The following is a 2003-nucleotide window of genomic DNA, read 5'->3' as shown; positions in this document are numbered from 1 at the left end:
GACGGCCGCCGCGACTGCCGGGGTGCTGAGCGACGAGGACGCGATGGCGATCGTGCGCCGCCGCGGCCTGGCGATGGCCGAGGCCGCCGCCGTCACCGAGACCGGCATGTCGGCGGTGCTGGGCGGCGACGCCGAGACCGTCGTGGCCCACCTGGAGAAGCTGGGCCTCACGCCGGCCAACGTCAACGGCGCCGGTCAGATCGTCGCGGCGGGTACCGCCGAGCAGTTGGCGGCACTCGCCGCGGACAAGCCGGAGGGCGCCCGCGTCATCGCCTTGAAGGTGGCCGGAGCGTTCCACACCGAGCACATGGCTCCGGCGGTCAGTGCGCTGGAGGCGGCCGTGCGGGACGTGCGGGTCGGCACTCCGCAGCTGCGGCTGGTGTCCAACCGGGACGGCCAGGTGGTCGCGGACGGCCCCGAGTTCGTGCGCCGGCTGGTGGGTCAGGTGGCGAACCCGGTCCGCTGGGACCTGTGCATGGAGACGTTCCGGGAGCTGGGCGTGACGGCGATCGTGGAGGTGTGCCCGGGCGGCACACTGACCGGTCTGGCGAAGCGCGCGCTGAAGGGCGTCAGGACGCTGGCGTTGAAGACCCCCGCCGACCTCGATGCGGCTCGTGAGCTGATCGCCGAGCACGGCACTGCGAAAGAGGAGCCGAGTCCATGACCGCGAAGATCACGCCCGCACAGGGATCACCGTACGCGCGGGTGCTGGGTGTCGGCGGCTACCGTCCGACCCGGGTGGTTCCCAACGAGGAGATCCTCAAGCACATCGACTCCTCCGACGAGTGGATCAGGTCGCGCAGCGGTATCGCGACCCGCCACTGGGCGGGCCCGGAGGAGACGGTCGCCGAGATGTCGCTGGCGGCCGCCGGCAAGGCGATCGCGCATGCCGGGATCACTCCCGAGCAGGTCGACGCGGTGATCATCTCGACCGTCTCGCACTTCAAGCAGACCCCGTCGATCGCCACCGAGATCGCCCACCGGCTCGGCACCGGCAAGGCGGCGGCCTTCGACATCTCCGCCGCCTGCGCGGGCTTCGGTTACGGTCTGACGATCGCCAAGGGGCTCATCGTCGAGGGCAGCGCGAAGTACGCCCTGGTGGTGGGCGTCGAACGGCTGTCGGACCTGACCGACCTGGAGGACCGCTCGACGGCGTTCCTGTTCGCGGACGGCGCGGGAGCGGTTGTCGTCGGCCCGTCCGACGTGCCCACCATGGGTCCCACGATCTGGGGCTCGGAGGGCGACAAGGCCGAGGTCATCACCCAGACCGTGCCGTGGGACCACTACCGGAACGGGACCCCGGAGAAGTTCCCGGCGCTCCGCCAGGAGGGCCAGACGGTCTTCCGCTGGGCGGTGTTCGAGATGGCCAAGATCGCCGAACAGGCGCTGGCGGCGGCAGGGATCACCTCCGAGGATCTGGACGTCTTCATTCCGCACCAGGCCAACATGCGCATCATCGACTCGATGGTGAAGACTCTGAAACTGCCGGCGCACGTGACAGTCGCGCGGGACGTCGAGCACACCGGCAACACCTCTGCCGCCTCGATCCCGCTCGCGATGGAACGGCTGCTGGAAACCGGGCAGGCCAAGAGCGGCGACACCGCGCTGGTCATCGGTTTCGGGGCGGGTCTCGTCTACGCAGCGACGGTCGTTACTCTCCCCTAGTCCGTCAATCACTCCGCCAACCCACACGAAACAGAGCAGAAGGAGCGCCAACATGGCCGCCACGCAGGAAGAGATCGTCACCGGTCTCGCCGAGATCGTCAACGAGATCGCCGGTATCCCGACCGAGGACGTGCAGCTCGACAAGTCCTTCACCGACGACCTGGACGTCGACTCGCTGTCCATGGTCGAGGTTGTGGTGGCTGCCGAGGAGCGCTTCGGCGTGAAGATCCCGGACGACGACGTCAAGGGCCTCAAGACCGTCGGCGACGCCACCACGTACATCCTCAACCACCAGGGCTGAGCCGGTCGCGGGGGGGGGGGGGGGGGGGGGGGGGGAG

At 69.6% G+C, this 2003-nt stretch carries 3 protein-coding genes; all 3 read left to right on the top strand.

Annotated elements, in window-relative coordinates:
* On the top strand, positions 1 to 664 hold a 664-nt coding region (locus ACYVE9_RS10205; protein ID WP_461027447.1), incomplete at its 5' end, for an ACP S-malonyltransferase.
* Entirely contained in the window at positions 661 to 1665 is a 1005-nt protein-coding gene (locus tag ACYVE9_RS10200; protein WP_461027446.1) for a beta-ketoacyl-ACP synthase 3, read from the top strand. The genes ACYVE9_RS10205 and ACYVE9_RS10200, both read left to right, overlap by 4 nt.
* A 52-nt stretch (positions 1666 to 1717) precedes the next feature.
* Positions 1718 to 1966 (top strand): acyl carrier protein, encoded by a 249-nt coding sequence (locus ACYVE9_RS10195; protein ID WP_461027445.1) that lies wholly within the window; start codon positions 1718 to 1720, stop codon positions 1964 to 1966.
* The last annotated feature ends 37 nt before the right edge of the window (positions 1967 to 2003 follow it).

This window comes from Streptomyces sparsus, assembly GCF_054776295.1.
This window is presented reverse-complemented; position numbering and strand designations above follow the sequence as displayed.